This window comes from Acinetobacter sp. YH12201 (assembly GCF_013418145.1).
Taxonomy (GTDB): Bacteria; Pseudomonadota; Gammaproteobacteria; order Pseudomonadales; family Moraxellaceae; genus Acinetobacter.
In genome coordinates, this window is record NZ_VPCP01000070.1 from 1 (window position 1) to 16,229 (window position 16,229).

Here is a 16,229-nt window from a genome sequence, read left to right on the forward strand (position 1 = left end):
TAAACATCGGACTATTTCCGGTTTTCTAGCAGGCATATTTTCATCTTTATGTGCTTATCAACTCTGTCAGAAGAATAAGCCAAAAATTCATGTCGTTAGAAATTTAGCTTATCCGTAACTAGGGTTAAATATAGTTTGCTTTAGACAGCGTTTTTTAAACTGTATTCCTTTATCTTCCGAATACAACTTAATGAAGCCAATTCAATCCAAATTTTGATGTGGGGTAGGTTGAGGGGTAAAATTACAGATAAAAAATAAGCCCTTGTAAAAACAAGGGCTTATTTAGATATTTGGCGGAAGCGGTGAGATTCGAACTCACGGAGGACTCACACCCTCGTCGGTTTTCAAGACCGGTGCATTAAACCGCTCTGCCACGCTTCCAATGGCGGCTATAATATAAATAAAATTCTATCTTGGCAAATACTTTTCCATGTTTTTCTTGTCAACCGCTTAAAATAAAAACAAAATGCATTAATTTGCTGAATTTTCAGGCTTTTCATAACGAATTTTATTCACGTACCACAGTTTTTTACCTGATGGTGTCAGCACCTCAACTTCATCATCGATCTGCTTGCCTAGTAACGCTCGTGCCATAGGTGAATCAATGGAAATATGCTGTGGATGATGATCATAAATTTCATCTACCCCGACAATACGCAAGGTTTTTTTCTCACCCTCATCATTTTCAATATCCACCCAGGCACCAAAATATACTTTGCCTTCTTGCTCCGGGGAAAAATCAATGATGCGCAGCTCTTCCAGGCGTTTACCCAGATAACGGACACGGCGGTCAATCTTGCGTAAAATTTGCTTGTTGTATTGGTAATCAGCGTTTTCTGATCGATCGCCGAGACTGGCTGCCCAGTTCACTTTCCGGGTAATTTCCGGTCGTTCTTCGTGCCACAAGTGTTGTAATTCTGCGACTAATTTGTCATGTCCAGCACGTGTAATTAAGTTAGATTTCATGATGATTTTTGCAGTTATGTTTACATTTTACTTACAAGAATCGGCTATTCTATCCCGTATTTACACACAACTAAAGTTTATAAAATTAATTCTTCAATAAAATTAATTTGTTATGCTACATTTTTCCAAAAATTTTCGTACAAAATTTGACAAGTATATTTTTCAGCCTTATTATGCGCCCATGTTTTTAGTTTGCTTGCTTTTTAATCTATGTAGAAATTCTACATGATTCTCCTTTTAATCCTATGTCATTTTGAATGACGTCATGACTGCCCAACCCTTATTGAATTTATCAAACTTGTAAAAGTCTGAGGCCTGTTTGCCTTTGCTTTTAGGGCATAAATTACTTGTAGCGGAGACAACATGCACAGTAGTTCAACTTCTGGGGCGAGGCTTTGCCTTAAACCTTTAACTTCTTCTCTCTCGTTAAAAATTCTTGCATTTAGCACAGTGTTATTTCCGTTCCATAGTATCAATGCAAGTAAATCATTCCAGTACGATGCTGTGGTCAATGGCAAACAGCTCACCGTCGTTTCGGTAGAAAATCCTACGACTATTTTTAAAGATGGTTCGCACCAGCATGGTTTCGGTTATGACCTGGCGCGTAACTATGCCAACAGCTTAAATGTCAAACTGGTGTTTAAAACCGTACCTGATAACGCTACGGCACTGAAATGGGTTTCGCAAGGTAAAGCCAACTTTGCCATGACCACTGCCAATCTCAGTGAAATTGAACAAAAGCGCCTGACTTCTTTTTCAGCAACCTGTGGCGATATAAGCAGCCTGCAACAGAATGGTCTAAATACCAGCCTGAACTGGGTCTTTAAACATGCAAATGATCCACTTGCCCAAACTGCAAGTGGCTTTGTCTGTCAGGGCAAACAGTCTGGTGCAATTCGCCAGTTGGCATCGTTCTATAATCAGAATGTGGTACAAGAACATTCATGGGATAGTATCCAGCGTGATTTAAATCAGCGTATGCCGATTTATAAAGCCAGCTTTAAAAATACTGCAGCAAAATATGATTTAGACTGGCATTTGCTGGCAGCAATTGGTTATCAGGAATCGTATTTAAAACCGAATTCCGTTTCCCCGACCGGTGTTCGTGGTTTAATGATGCTGACCAATAGCACTGCCAAAGCCATGGGGGTCAGTAACCGAACCGATCCGGCACAAAGTATTGAAGGCGGTGCGAAATATTACGACCAGATGTTAAGTCGATTTTCAGATGTCCCTTTGCCTGACCGTAACTGGTATGCGCTGGTTGCTTATAATATGGGACCGGGGGCAGTCGGGCAGATTCAAAACCGCATTCAGGCTCAAGATAAAAATCCGAACAACTGGGTTAACTTGTATAGTTATTTAGAGCGTAACAAGGCCAGCAATGGTCGTTACCGTCAAGCGGTACAATATGTAACCCGTATCCGTGCCTATTTAGAACATATTAAAACTTCAGAGTTAGTGAATATTTAATATCTTCTAAATACAAAAAAGCTTACCCAAGGGTAAGCTTTTTTTATGCTTAAAATAACTTAAGCGATAGTTCTGAAGCAAAAAGCCCTTAAGCTGTTTGCTCAAGCACTTTTTTGAATAAATCTTTTTGCTCTTGGCTTGGCTTGGCTGTTTGTAAAGCCATCAATTGTGACATATCGCCTTGAACCTTAATTTTACCGGTCATGAAGGCTTGCATTGCAGCAGCCATATCAAATTCCAGGAACACTTTACGCAAAGTTTCACCATCCATGTTCAACGTGGTTTTCGCATTTGAAGAGAGACCTTTTTTGATTGCACCACCATCAAGAGACAATTCTGTATTGCCTTGAGCATCAGACACCACCAGGTTGATGGCTAAATTTGCCAGTGCAGGTGGCAAGTTTAAATCACCAGCTTGCGCAGTTAATGTTTCTACAGTTGAAAACCAATCATCAGTTAAAAAGGCAGGCATGATCTTTCCTCAATTTATTTGTGCATTTGTGTCGCCTATCCAGACAACATCTTTGTGAAGCTATTTTGCTTGAAGCTTGTTATAGCATGTAAAATTGTTTTCTGCTTAACGTTTTTTGTACGATGCGTTCAATTTTTAAGTTTTCAATACATTTATTAAATAAATCAGATATATAAAGTTATATAAATTAGACACCAATGCTAAAATTGGTGTCTAAAAATGCGCTTAGTCCGCAACAAAACCTAAATTAACCATATTGATCCGTTTGCTTTGCCCTTCTTCTTCAGTTGAACAGCTGCCCGTAAAATCAATTTCACGTTGTGCATCCAAAGCTTCAAAGTCAAACAGTTCACGGTCGGCCAGTTGTGAAGGCGATACATTCTGCATGGCACCAAAAATACTGTGTAAACGTTTTGGATACTGCTTATCCCATTCACGCAGCATGTCATTAATCATGGCACGCTGTAAATTTTCCTGTGAACCACACAAGTTACACGGAATAATCGGGAACTGGCGCATTTCTGCATATTTGATGATGTCTTTTTCTTCCACATAAGCCAGCGGACGAATCAGGATATTTTTCTTGTCAGATGACAACAGTTTCGGTGGCATGGCCTTTAAGCTGCCACCATGGAATAGGTTCAAGAAGAAAGTTGCCATAATGTCATCACGGTGATGACCCAAAGCGACTTTGGTCGCACCAATTTCCTGCGCAAAGCCATACAATGAACCACGACGTAGACGTGAACACACTGCACAGTAGGTTTTACCTTCAGGCGTCAGTTTTTTAGTAATACTATAAGTGTCTTTTTCCAGAATATAATAAGGAATTTTATTTTCCTCTAAATAACGTGGCAAGACATCTTCAGGGAAACCCGGCTGCTTTTGATCCAGGTTGACTGCAACTACATCAAAGTTGATCGGTGCAATGCGTTTAAATTGCAACAAAATATCCAGCAAGGTATAACTGTCTTTACCCCCAGAAATACAGACCATTACCTTGTCGCCATCTTCGATCATTTTAAAATCACGAATGGCATGACCGACTTGACGGCGAAGCTTTTTCAACAAACGGTAATATGCCGAACTAGTGGGCAGTTCTGGTTTGAAATTAAATCCTTGTTCGGACTCAACTGGCGAGTACATAGACGAGATTTACCCATAAATAAAAATACCGCGCAATTTTATCCGATTCAGTCTGAACACGCACCAAAAGAATGTAATTTCTGCAAATTGTTTATTACTACCCTTTTCATCTAAAACTCTCACGTTTATTTTGACCTGACGAGTTCAGTTTTTAGCCACAATGCTTACCATTTGTACTTTTCCACAGTTGTCCACAAAACCTGTGGATAACTTTGTGGATTTTAAAACACTTGACAAGGTGTCAGACCTGTTATTTAAGGCTTCTATTTAAATTGATCATTTTTTGATCAATTTAAATATTATTTAAAATCAACTGTTTATATGTGTCAAGTTATCCTGATTAAAAAAAATTAATATTTTTTTTGATTACTATCTCAACAAACGGTACTTGATTTTTACAAACTATTGGTAAAATTAATGGAGTAATACTTTCCATCTTGTTTTTTTTTGTTAAACTCCACTTGTACTGTTTGGAACACATGTTTTCTATTTATAAAAATGAAAAATAACTTTGTAAAAATTGGACTTTATTTTTTGGGGTGTGTAGCAGTTCAATCTGTTGCAACGACCAGTCATGCCGGCCAGACCATTTATCAATTAAAAGATTCGAATGGTACGACCTTGCTCACCAACAAGAAAAATCGTTACAACCATCTCAAAGTCGAGAAAAAAACGTATTATCCAGACAGCAATATTCATAGTTATAGTAACTGGGGTTCATCCGAAGCTTCGGTACTGCCGAGTTATAGCCGCAATAAAAATGCTTTCGATTCCATTATTAAACAGGCCGCGTCTCAACATGGCATATCTGAAGGTCTGATTAAAGCAGTCATGCATACTGAATCAGGCTTTAATGTCAATGCACGCTCACCTGTCGGTGCCAAGGGCCTGATGCAGCTTATGCCTGCGACGGCAAGACGTTTTAATGTTTCAAATGCCTTTGATCCCTATCAAAATATTATGGGTGGAGCAAAGTATTTATCCTGGTTAATGAAACGCTTTAACGGCAATACCTCACTGGTTCTGGCCAGTTACAATGCGGGTGAAGGCAATGTCGCCAAATACGGCGGCATTCCACCTTTCAGAGAAACCCAGGACTATGTCAGACGTGTGAGCAGCCGTTTCAGCAACTTATATGCCAATGGCTTGGGTCATAGTACGAACTCAACAAAATCTGCTTCCGATAGCGGCAAAATTGTTGCCCAATCCAACAATGATAAATCCGCTTCATCACATGCGGCCCGTCGTTATAGTTCACAGCGTCAAATTATCATGGCATCCGATGGCAGTTTCACCGATGCCCCCGGCTCGTATGCCACGGCACATGCGACAGCTTCCGCAAGAATTTCAATTGTTGACAATTAAATTGTTTTAGAAACTGCGCCATTATCGAGTTTTCTTAATTTTTCCTTGAATTTTTAAGACTTACACCTCATATTTAGAAAGATGATTTTTGATTTATAAATCAGATTATTTTTTTATTATAAGAGGATTTTCCCAATGATGCGGATTGGTTTGTTCTTGCTAACCAACCTCGCGGTACTGGTAGTAGCTGGCATTATCTTGTCACTCTTCGGTGTCGGTAGTTACCATGGCGCGGGTGGCTTAAATCTAGGCAACCTGATGGTCATCTGTTTTGTCTTTGGTATGGTTGGCTCTCTCATTTCGTTGTTTATGTCGAAATGGATGGCAAAAAAATCTACCGGGACAGAGTTGATCGACCCCAATGCTCCGCGTAACCAGGCTGAAGCATGGTTATTACAAGAAATTGCGCAATTATCGCAACGTGCCGGCATTAACATGCCAGAAGTGGGTATTTTCCCATCTTATCAGTCGAATGCTTTCGCTACAGGCTGGAATAAAAACGATGCATTGGTTGCCGTTTCAACAGGCTTGCTCGAACGCATGAATAAAGACGAACTTCGTGCGGTGCTTGCGCACGAAATTGGTCACGTTGCCAATGGTGATATGGTCACGCTTGCCCTGATTCAAGGTGTAGTCAACGCCTTTGTCATGTTCTTTGCACGTGTGGTCGGTGACTTTATTGACCGTAATGTATTTGGTCGCGAAGATGGTGAAGCACCAGGCCTGGCTTATTTTGCCATTACCATGGTACTGGATATCGTGTTTGGTATTTTGGCCTCAGCGATTGTCATGTGGTTCTCTCGTCACCGTGAATACCGTGCTGATGAAGCGGGTGCACGTTTAGCCGGTAAACAGGCGATGATTTCTGCGTTACTGCGTTTACAGGCAGAATCAGAATTGCCAGATCAAATGCCGAAAGAAATGAAAGCTTTCTCTATTGCAGAAGGCAAAGAACAGGGTTTCAGCTTGGCTGCCTTGTTCCAGACCCACCCTAGTATTGAACAACGTGTGGCTGCATTACAACAGTTGAATTGCCCATAATCTGTTTAGACTGAATCTGCTTAGATAGACGGGATATAAAAAGCCTCCACGATGGAGGCTTTTTTGTGACTAAATCCGCTAATAGACGGTCATTGAAATCAATTATGCACACCACTCATACACACGATATCAAGAGCAAAATCATCGATTGATTGATCTTGCATGACCTTAAATATTCAGTGATTGCCACCATTGCCATAACCAGCCAAGTCCCAGCCACATGGCCATAATTAATAAAATGATAAAAACAATGCCCAGTAAATCAGGAAGATGCAGCCAGATCCAGGCCACGACAGGGTTACGCCAAAATGCAGAAGACTGCTGCTTCTGTTCCAGACGTTCATGCAAAAAGGGATGGGTGACATGTGACTCACTACGAATCTGATATTCCTCACGAATATGATCATGCACAATGGCTAAAGCTTTGCGACTAGGACGAATAAAAACGTCAAAAATCGTTCCCGCTACAGGGATAAAACCAACCACAGCATCCATCATGGCCAATCTCAGTACTGGAGTCAGTTTACTTTGCGGTACGCCAATTTGCTTGGCCTTATAGATGGCATAACAGGTCAATGCAAAACCGGCAACATCGCCAGCCACAGGAATGGTACTTAAGGCAGCATCTGCCCCGACACCTTGTTTGGTGAATGGAATCCGTACAACCGAATCCATCATATTCGCGAACTTGGCTAAATCGCGTTCCAAACGTACGACTTCCTGTTGGCTCAATTTTTTTTGTTGTTGCTCTGACATTGCCACATTCCCAAAAAATAATGATCTAAATAATCGAGATTACATCATGTCTTTTCTACATGCTGTGTATAGATATGATTAATGTAGTGAAAGCCGGCTGAAATCAAGCTACCTCAGCCTAATTTGACTGAGACATTTACAAAGATATCTTAACTATTGAACAGTTTTATATAACAAGAAAATCCTTCAATATTCTCTTTTCGCTAAAGGAATATTGAAGGATAGAACTAATCAGATTATGTTTTCGGTTTGGTTTTCAACAGCGTACGAATCAGCACATACATAAAGGGAATAAAAATCAGCACCAAAACGGTGGCAAAAATCACCCCACCTAACACGCTGACCCCGATTTCCTGACGGCTGGCAGCACCCGCACCAAAGGCAAATACCAGCGGAATTACCCCTGCACCAAAGGCCAACGACGTCATGAGAATCGGGCGTAAACGCAGACTAGCACCTTCCAGCGCAGCTTCAACAACACTGCTGCCTTGCTGCTCGGCAAGTGCGGCAAATTCGACAATTAAAATGGCATTTTTACAGGACAGGCCAATGGTGGTGAGTAAGGCAATCTGGAAATAAATGTCATTTGGAAAACCGGCAAAATAACTGAACAGGATATTGCCGCTAATCCCCAAAGGAATGGCAGTTAATACTGCCGTAGGGATAGACCAGCTTTCGTACAGTGCAGCCAGACACAGAAAAATAAAGCCAATCGACAATATATACAGCAATATAGCCTGATTACTCGAGCGTTTTTCTTCATAGGACAAACCGCTCCACGCCACATCGATACCCGGGTGCTGGGCCACCAGTTGTTCAACATCCCCCATTGCCACACCCGAGCTAACATCCTTGGCGGTATCTGCTTCCATTTGCAGGGCGGTATAGCCCATATAACGGTTCACTACATCTGGCCCACCACTCCAGCTGACCGTAGCAAAATTGCTAAAGGACACCATCTGGTTCAAGTCATTGCGCACATACCAGTATTGCAGGTCTTCAGGTTTAGAACGGAATTCGGCATCGCCCTGCATCATCACCCGTTTAATCCGGCCGCGATCAATAAAATCATTGATATAGCTGCCGCCCCATGCACTCGACAAGGTACTGTTAATGGCGGTTTGTGACAGTCCATTGGCCATCGCCAGTTTCTGGTCAATATTGACCTTCAAACCGGCTTTATCAGGATTTGAACGCTTATCCAGATTTTCAAAACTGCTGTATTGTTTTGCCTGCTGCTGCAATTGCTTAAACTGGCTATCCAGATAGGCACGACCTTGACCATTGATATCACGAATCCAGAAATCCAACCCGTCAGTCTGGCCTAAACCACTGACCGAAGCCGGCATCGTCACATTAATCTGTGCATTCGGATTCTTTTTAAAATGCTTTAAGGCACGTTCCCGAATGGCTTGGGCTGAATTTTCTTTGCCAGAACGCTCATCCCAGGGCTTTAAGGCAATAAAACCCTGACCTAAGTTTTGTCCCGTTCCCGCCATATTACGACCATAACGTACCATCACCAGATTTACGTTGTCTTTTTCATTTTGCAGAAAATATTGTCTAATCTGCTCACCAATTTCGGAACTTTTCGACATCGGTGCACCATCTGCCAGCTTAAACTGCACATTGAGAATGCCCTGATCTTCACTGGGAATAAAACTGGTTGGCAAGGCGCGATAAAACAAGGCAAAAACACTGATCAGTGCAGCAAGCAGCAGCAAACAAATGGCTTTATATCGCAGGGTTAAGGTAGATAATTGAAGATAGCGCTGTTTTAAGCCATCCAGCTTTTGGTTAAACCAGAGCGCCCACTGGGTAGGCTGTGGATTGGGCTTTAAAATCAGGGCACATAAAGCTGGAGTTAAAATCAGGGCAACAGCCAGCGATAAAGCCATAGCTGCAACCAAGGTAATGGAAAACTGGCGGTAAATCACCCCGGTTGAACCACCAAAAAAGGCCATCGGAATAAACACCGCTGTCAGTACCAGCGTGATCCCCACCAATGCCCCACTAATTTCCTGCATGGATTCAAGTGATGCCTGCCGAGCCGCCAGGTTTTTCTCATGCATCAGCCGCTCAATATTTTCTACCACCACAATGGCATCATCCACCAGCAGCCCAATCGCCAGGACCAGAGCAAAAAGGGTGAGTGTATTGATACTCAAGCCAAGCACATACAATATCGCCATCGTGCCCAGCAGAACAACCGGTACGGTAATTGCCGGAATCAGCGTAGCGCGCCAGTTTTGCAGGAACAGGAACATCACCACAATCACCAGCAACACCGCTTCCACCAGGGTTTTCACCACTTCTTTAATGGATTCTTTGACAAATGGCGTATTATCACGCGGATAAACCAGCTTATAGCCTTCAGGAAGCTGCTTCGAAATCTGGTCTACCTCAGCCTGAATCAGTGCTGAAGTCGCCAGGGCATTGGCACCGGAAGCCAGCGAAATACCCATCCCGGCAGAAGGAAAGCCGTTGATGGTATTCATGGATTGATAATTTTCTGCCCCCAGTTCAATTCGGGCGACATCTTTTAAATAGATAAAACTGCCATCACGCGCAGATTTGACAATGATATTTTCAAATTCCGGCACCGTTTTTAAACGTGAACCAGAAGTGACTTTGGTATTTAAATACTGGTCTACTACTGTCGGTAAATCACCCACCGCCCCTGCTGCAACCTGGGTATTTTGCGCTTCAACAGCGGCACGGATATCACTCGGCATTAAATTGTATTGTTTTAATTTTAAGGGGTTTAGCCAGATGCGCATGGCATATTGCGAACCAAAGACATCAACCTCCCCCACACCATCTATACGTGCCAGATCTTCTTCCAGATGGGTCTGCATGTAGTCGGATAAGGCAATGCTGTCACTTTTTCCCGAAGCATCATATAGGCCAATGACCATGTGCGTGTCACCCAGTGACTTGAATACATTCACTACCTGACGTTGCACTTCATCCGGTAAACGGTTCAGCACGCCATTAATTGCATTTTGTACCTGGACTTGTGCAGTATCGGGATCAGTGCCATTTTCAAAACTGATGTTAATGCGACTGCGCCCGGATGAATCACTGCTGGAACTAAAATACAGCAGATGATCAATGCCTTTTATTTGCTGTTCCAGCACCTGGGTGACACTTTCTTCCACCGTTTCTGCTGAAGCACCATTGTAGCTGGCACTGACGCTAATCCGTGGCGGGGCGATGTCAGGAAAGCGCTCTACCGGTAAATTCAGCGTTGCAAAAACCCCAAAAGCCATCAGGATAATGGCTAAAACACCTGCAAAAATCGGTCGATGAATAAAAAATCTAGACAGCATATATCCTGGTCACTTAAGTGCTAAGGGATAAAAAATTCAACTCGATCATTGAATAACTAAAATGATTGATCTGATCTTGATCATCAATGACAAAACTATAAAAGCCAATCATATTTAACAGAAAAATAAGACTTTGCCTTAAATAAGGAGAAAATGTGAAGGAATTTTCTTTATTAAATTACCACGGCTTTTAAAGCAAGCTTAGGACATATTTTTTACTATTGCATTTCAATATTTTAATTAAGTTAATGTAATTAATTTTTGCTTAAGCAAAATCGAATAGGATGGTGCAAATTATTGAATATTTAAGTGCAATGAACTCCTATTCCCCCTTTAAAGGTAAAACCGGTGTTAAGCGTGTATTGAATGCAACCCAGTATTCTCTTGCTGGTTTTAAATCTGCATTTATCCATGAAGCCGCTTTTCGTCAAATCGTCCTGATCAATGTCGTACTCATTCCGAGCAGTTTTTTTCTTGATGTGACCGCGGTTGAACAGGCGCTCATGGTTGCTGTCTGCTTACTGGCTTTGATTGTGGAATTATTGAATTCAGCAATTGAAGCCGTGGTCGATCGTATTTCTTTGGACAAACATCCCCTTTCAAAAAATGCCAAAGACATGGGCAGTGCTGCACAGTTTGTAGCCCTCGGCATCATCTTCTTTGTCTGGCTGATTATTTTAATCAAGTAATCATTTTAAGGCTTTCATCTTTATCAATTTTCAAAAAGCACCTTTAATCAGGTGCTTTTTTTATATCTCAATCTAAACTTTCTTTAAGACATAAAAAAACCCGGCTTGCGCCGGGTTTTTTAATCAGTTCAATGCTTAGTGAGCAGAGAATTGGTTCATAGTGTTTTTAGAGTCATCACCAGCTTTAAGGGCATTGTCACCAGCGAAGATTTCTTTGTGGTCGTCACCGATATCAGAACCCGCCATTGCTTGGTGTTTCACACAAGCGATGGTACCGCGGATTTCTTTACGTTGTACGCCAGCAACATAAGCCAACATACCTTCAGAACCGAAGTAACCTTGAGCAAGCTCGTGAGTAGAAAGAGCAGCTGTGTGGTAAGTCGGAAGTGTGATCAAGTGGTGGAACACACCTGCTTCACGAGAAGCATCTGCCTGGAATGTACGAACTTTTTCGTCAGCTTCAGCAGCTAATTCAGTAGCATCGTACTCAGCGCTCATTAATTTAGCACGGTCGTAAGCAGAAACGTCTTTACCTTCAGCAACCCAACGGTCGTAAGCTTGTTGACGGAAGTTTAAAGTCCAGTTGAACGATGGTGAGTTGTTATAAACAAGTTTCGCATTTGGAACAACTTCTTTAACACGGTTCACCATGTGAGCGATTTCGTCAACGTTTGGAGTTGCAGTTTCGATCCAAAGCAGGTCAGCACCGTTTTGTAGGCTAGTTACACAGTCAAGTACAACGCGGTCGATTTGAGTGCCTTCGCGGAACTGGTACAAACCAGATGCTAAACGTTTAGGACGGTGAAGTTTACCATCACGTTTGATCAGAATTTCGTCTTCTTGCGCTTCTGAAATGTCAATTTCAGTTGTATCTAAGTAGCTGATGTATTGAGAAGCGATGTCGCCTGGCTCTTTAACCACTGGGATTTTTTGAGTCAAGTCAGCGCCTTCAGAGTCAGTACGTGCAACGATGATACCGTCATCAAGACCCATTTCTAAGAATGCATAGCGAAGTGCGTGGATTTTCGCGATGAAGTCTTCGTGTGGAACTGTTACTTTACCAGCTTGGTGACCACATTGTTTAGCATCAGAAACCTGGTTTTCGATTTGTAGTGCACAAGCACCCGCTTCGATCATTTTCTTAGCAAGTAAGTAAGTCGCTTCTTCGTTACCGAAACCAGCATCGATGTCCGCAATAATTGGTACAACGTGAGTTTGGAAACCGTCGATTTGAGCAGTGATTTCAGCAGCTTTAGCAGTGTCACCAGCGTCTTGTGCTTTTTTAAGTGCACGGAACAAATCGTTTAATTCTTTTGCGTCAGCTTGACGTAAGAATGTATAGATTTCTTCGATCAATGCAGGAACAGAAGTTTTTTCGTGCATAGATTGGTCAGGAAGTGGACCGAATTCTGAACGAAGAGCAGCAACCATCCAGCCAGAAAGGTAGATATAACGACGTTCAGTCGTACCGAAGTATTTTTTGTTCGCAATCATTTTTTGTTGTGCGATGAAACCGTGCCAGCAACCTAATGATTGAGTATATTTGCTAGAGTCAGCATCATAAGCAGCCATATCACGACGCATAATCGCAGCTGTATATTTAGCAATGTCTAAACCAGTTTTGAAACGGTTTTGCATTTGCATACGTGCAGCGTCTTCAGCACTGATGTCTGCCCAAGTGTTGCCGAATTTCGCTTTTAATTCGCGGATTGCATCAATCGCTGTTTGGTATGTAGTCATGATATTTTCCTGTAATAATATTAGGATTTCATCAAGCGAAGGCTAAAATCACACTCATATTATTTGTTCAGATTTAGAGCGCTTCGTTAAGATGAACACAGATTAGATTGAGTTAAAAAATTAATCCAATATTCTCGATTAATTCCCAGTATTTATTTAAAAAATATGTAGATCAAAGTCTTATTATATTTATGTTTCAAAATTTTAAATTATTGTTTTAATTAATTTTATTTTAATTACTCAAAATCATTTTTTGCTTACAAAGTGTTCGAAATGCCGTTTTTTTCTTCATTAGACTTAAGTCGTGCTTTGAAAGAAAAAAGCTTGACCAGCTACTTTTTTAGTCATTTATGTAAATTTTTAATCAAAATCATCAAAATATGACTGTATTTTATTTCTTCTATTTTCTTTTTATAGCTCACTCAATAAAGGCCTTTATTTGCTATTAAAATCCCCGATTTTTTCTCTCTGATTCATTTAACTTTACTTCAACAAGCGTGGCATTTACCCTCGTTAATTCATTCATTAATTCATTTTATCTATATAAAATTCCACGATTATCCCGTCTCTTTTTTCATCAATATTCCTACACAAGCCTTGTCGCTTATGGCATAATCGAAATAATTTCATGAGCTTATTTTCGGTATTTCTTGTATGAATCTGGAGCGGGTCGATCTCAATCTATTAATATATCTTGATGTACTGCTTCGCGAAAAAAATGTCACGCGTGCTGCAGAACAATTGGGTGTAACCCAACCTGCCATGAGTAACATTTTGCGTCGTTTACGCAATTTATTTAATGATCCGCTGTTAATTCGTTCTTCTGAAGGAATGACCCCCACAGAACGTGCTTTGGAATTACAGCCGCGTATCCGTGATGCCTTATCCGATCTTTCAATGATTCTGGAACCGCGTACCGAGTTCCGTCCTTATACATCGAATCGTGTTTTCCGCATTATGACCTCGGACTATGCGGAAGCGACTTTAGTACCACGTTTGGTTAAAGCCTTACGCTCTGAAGCACCCAATGTGGTACTGGACTTTTTAACCCCCAGTGACGTGTCTTACCGTGACATGGAACAAGGCAAAGTCGATCTGGCGATTAACCGTTTCAATGAAATTCCGCAAAGTTTCCACCAGGTCCTGGTCTGGCGAGACAGTTTTTCCTGTTTGCTCAATAGCAAGCATCCTGCTGCAGGAAATTTAAACCTTAAAAGTTATTTAGATGCACAGCATATCTGGGTCTCTAAAACAGGGATGGGTGTTGGCTTTGGCGTGAACCCGGAAAAACAGGCGGGTTTGGGCTGGATTGATCAGGCTTTGGAACGTATTGGTCAAAAGCGTAAAATTTCGGTCTTTACCCGTCACTATCAAATGCCCGGGTTATTGGCTGCCAATGTTGACCTCGTTGCGACTTTGCCAACACGCATTGCACGTTTACAGGCTAAAAACCAGAACCTGCTGATGAAAGACCCACCCTTCTACATTCCCGAGTTTGAATTGAAGATGGCATGGTGTCCGTTATTGCATCATCACCCGGCACATCGCTGGTTGCGCCAGCTCATTCTGTATGTTGCACGCCAAATGATCGAAGAAGAAAATCGTGAATTTTTAATGAATAATTCGCAATTTTCACATTATTAAGCGCAATTTTTCTTAAATTCTTCTTTTTTAAGCTTATACTGTATTTAGTCGGGTAGTCATTTCATTACTACCTGACCTTCTTTTATGTTAAAAATATTCATAATAATGATGATCCACAGGTGGATTTGTGAGCCTCTTTCAAAATATCGTCATCATCATCATCCTCATTGCAGGTGCGGGATTCTTATCGCTCACCGAAATTGCCCTGGCGGGTGCACGTAAAGTTAAACTAAAAATACTGGCTGAATCAGGGGATGAACGTGCTCAGCAAGTGTTGGATTTACAGGAAAATTCAGCAGACTTTTTTGCAGCTTCACAAATCGGTTTAAATGCTGTTGCTATTCTTGGCGGTATTTTAGGTGAAGGTGCTTTCCGTCCTTATTTTCTCGAGCTAGTTTCACGTTTCTATACGGGTGCGTGGGCTGAAACAATCGGTTTTGCCTTGTCTTTTACTTTAGTCACGTCATTATTCATTCTGTTTGCAGACTTGATGCCAAAACGTCTGGCCATGATTGCACCGGAAAAAATTGCTGTGTCTGTGATCAACCCGATTCAAATTTTTATTAGCGTATGTCGTCCACTGGCCTGGTTCATCAATGCCATTGCCAATCTGTTATTTCGCCTGTTCAAGGTCAATACCACCCGTGAAGACAACATCACCTTTGATGATATTTCTGCTGTCATGGATGCAGGTGCGCAGGCAGGTGTATTACAGAAACAGGAACATCACTTTATTGAAAACGTGTTTGAGCTTGAAGAACGTAATGTTCCTTCGAGTATGACAACTCGTGAAAATGTCATCTATTTCACTTTGAAAGAATCTGAAGCCAGTATCCGGCAAAAACTGGCTGAATATCCTTATTCCAAGTTTCTGGTGTGTAGTGAAAATATTGATGATGTGATTGGTTATGTTGATGCTAAAGATATTCTAGTGCGTATTCTGAATAACCAGTCTTTACTGCAGTTAAATGAAAGTACCATTCGTAATGTATTGACCATTCCAGATACTTTGACTTTATCTGAATTACTGGACCGTTTCCGTTCCACCAAAGAAAAGTTTGCAGTCGTGATTAACGAATATGCTCTGGTGGTTGGCGTAATTACCTTGTCCGACATTATGATTACTGTCATGGGCGATTGGGTCACGCCAATTGAAGCGGATCAGCAAATTATCAAGCGCGATAACAATTCCTGGCTGATTGATGGCAGCACACCTATTGAGGATCTGAAACATGCGCTGGAAATTGATGAAATGCCAGATGAAGAAAATTATGAAACGCTTGCTGGTTTCATGATGTACCGTCTACGCAAAATTCCACGCCCTGCCGATACCGTGATCTATGGTAACTATAAATTTGAAGTAGTGGATGTTGACCATTTTAAAATTGACCAGCTCCTAGTCACACGACTTCTAAAGGAAGTAGAAAATAATCATCCTGAAGAATCAGAATAATCTGATTCTTCTTTTTTAAACTTATAATAACCCGAATTACGGATAAGAAAACCGCTTGAAAAAAAGATGGTTAGAGCCATTTAGAAAGTTACTACACAAACCAAAGACTCTAACCACCATGTTTGATTTTACAGAAATCTTCTGTGTTATTG

12 protein-coding genes, 1 tRNA gene and 1 pseudogene are annotated in these 16,229 nt (G+C 41.3%); 7 read left to right on the top strand and 7 right to left on the bottom strand.

From position 1 onward, the window contains the following. Positions 1–118 (top strand): annotated as a pseudogene (locus FTU91_RS12695) (IS982 family transposase); the annotation flags it as partial. A 173-nt stretch (positions 119–291) separates the two neighbouring features. Here the strand turns inward: FTU91_RS12695 and FTU91_RS12700 are convergent. Both FTU91_RS12700 and greB read right to left on the bottom strand, forming a co-directional pair. Further along, positions 292–381, bottom strand: a tRNA-Ser gene (locus FTU91_RS12700). Between the two features lie 90 nt (positions 382–471). After that, complete coding sequence (gene greB / locus FTU91_RS12705; protein ID WP_180082346.1) at positions 472–966, bottom strand: transcription elongation factor GreB; 495 nt, start codon at positions 964–966, stop codon at positions 472–474. A gap of 363 nt (positions 967–1,329) precedes the next feature. Here greB and FTU91_RS12710 point away from each other — a divergent pair, with 363 nt between their 5' ends. Further along, the gene (locus tag FTU91_RS12710) at positions 1,330–2,439 is read left to right on the top strand and encodes a transglycosylase SLT domain-containing protein (RefSeq protein WP_180082348.1); all 1,110 of its coding nucleotides are present in this window, start codon (positions 1,330–1,332) and stop codon (positions 2,437–2,439) included. 88 nt (positions 2,440–2,527) lie between these two features. On the opposite strand, the gene FTU91_RS12715 is transcribed toward FTU91_RS12710, so the two are convergent. Next, positions 2,528–2,911 carry an SCP2 sterol-binding domain-containing protein gene (locus FTU91_RS12715; protein WP_086176171.1) on the bottom strand — a complete coding sequence of 128 codons (384 nt, stop codon included), beginning with the start codon at positions 2,909–2,911 and terminating at the stop codon, positions 2,528–2,530. A gap of 225 nt (positions 2,912–3,136) precedes the next feature. Next, on the bottom strand, positions 3,137–4,057 hold the full coding sequence (ttcA, locus tag FTU91_RS12720; protein WP_086196257.1) for a tRNA 2-thiocytidine(32) synthetase TtcA: 921 nt from the start codon (positions 4,055–4,057) through the stop codon (positions 3,137–3,139). A 498-nt stretch (positions 4,058–4,555) separates the two neighbouring features. Here ttcA and FTU91_RS12725 point away from each other — a divergent pair, with 498 nt between their 5' ends. Both FTU91_RS12725 and htpX read left to right on the top strand, forming a co-directional pair. Continuing rightward, entirely contained in the window at positions 4,556–5,422 is an 867-nt protein-coding gene (locus FTU91_RS12725; protein WP_180082350.1) for a lytic transglycosylase domain-containing protein, read from the top strand. A 135-nt stretch (positions 5,423–5,557) separates the two neighbouring features. Next, positions 5,558–6,463, top strand: a complete 906-nt coding sequence (htpX, locus tag FTU91_RS12730) for a protease HtpX (protein WP_166167439.1) — start codon at positions 5,558–5,560, stop codon at positions 6,461–6,463. Positions 6,464–6,631: 168 nt separating this feature from the next. Here the strand turns inward: htpX and FTU91_RS12735 are convergent, their stop codons facing one another. Continuing rightward, positions 6,632–7,219, bottom strand: a complete 588-nt coding sequence (locus FTU91_RS12735; RefSeq protein WP_180082352.1) for a DUF4112 domain-containing protein — start codon at positions 7,217–7,219, stop codon at positions 6,632–6,634. A 236-nt stretch (positions 7,220–7,455) separates the two neighbouring features. Continuing rightward, positions 7,456–10,551, bottom strand: a complete 3,096-nt coding sequence (locus FTU91_RS12740) for a multidrug efflux RND transporter permease subunit (protein WP_180082354.1) — start codon at positions 10,549–10,551, stop codon at positions 7,456–7,458. A gap of 314 nt (positions 10,552–10,865) precedes the next feature. Here FTU91_RS12740 and FTU91_RS12745 point away from each other — a divergent pair, with 314 nt between their 5' ends. Further along, positions 10,866–11,240 carry a diacylglycerol kinase gene (locus FTU91_RS12745; RefSeq protein WP_086196285.1) on the top strand — a complete coding sequence of 125 codons (375 nt, stop codon included), beginning with the start codon at positions 10,866–10,868 and terminating at the stop codon, positions 11,238–11,240. 135 nt (positions 11,241–11,375) lie between these two features. On the opposite strand, the gene FTU91_RS12750 is transcribed toward FTU91_RS12745, so the two are convergent. Beyond that, positions 11,376–12,980, bottom strand: coding sequence for an isocitrate lyase (locus FTU91_RS12750; protein WP_086196262.1), 1,605 nt, complete (start codon positions 12,978–12,980; stop codon positions 11,376–11,378). A gap of 654 nt (positions 12,981–13,634) precedes the next feature. Here FTU91_RS12750 and FTU91_RS12755 point away from each other — a divergent pair. Continuing rightward, positions 13,635–14,624, top strand: coding sequence for a LysR family transcriptional regulator (locus tag FTU91_RS12755; protein WP_086196263.1), 990 nt, complete (start codon positions 13,635–13,637; stop codon positions 14,622–14,624). Positions 14,625–14,751: 127 nt separating this feature from the next. Next, complete coding sequence (locus tag FTU91_RS12760) at positions 14,752–16,077, top strand: hemolysin family protein (RefSeq protein WP_180082356.1); 1,326 nt, start codon at positions 14,752–14,754, stop codon at positions 16,075–16,077. The last annotated feature ends 152 nt before the right edge of the window (positions 16,078–16,229 follow it).